The 450-nt window shown below is 63.6% G+C and carries 1 protein-coding gene; it reads left to right on the top strand.

The window, feature by feature from the left end; genetic code table 11:
- A partial coding sequence (locus KYX17_RS31655) for an ATP-binding cassette domain-containing protein (protein WP_243233732.1) occupies window positions 1-450 on the top strand: 450 nt, incomplete at both ends.

The raw sequence follows: 450 nt of genomic DNA, 5'->3' as shown, positions 1-450 counted from the left end.
TCATCTACTTGGCGCTGAGGCGCTCCATGTCGAGTTCCCGACCACGGTTGTCTTCGACTCCGTCTCCCTCGGCGTCAGCGAGGGCGATCGCATCGGCATCGTCGGACGCAACGGTGATGGCAAGTCGACCCTGCTCAAGCTGCTCGCCGGAACGATGTCGCCAGACTCCGGGCGAGTCACCCGCGTCAACGGTCTTCGCGTCGGCGTCCTAGACCAGCAGGATTCCCTCGTCGACGAACAGACCGTCGGGCAAGCGATCGTTGGAGACATGCCGGAACACGAGTGGGCTGGCAACGCGCGCACGAGGGACGTGATCGCCGGCCTGCTGACCGATCTCTCGTGGGATGCGGTCATCGGGTCGCTCTCCGGAGGGCAGCGTCGCCGCGTACAACTGGCTCAGTTGCTCATCGGGGACTGGGACTTAATTTGTGCTGATGAACCCACGAACCA

Source organism: Microbacterium sp. CIAB417, from assembly GCF_022788845.1.
This window is presented reverse-complemented; position numbering and strand designations above follow the sequence as displayed.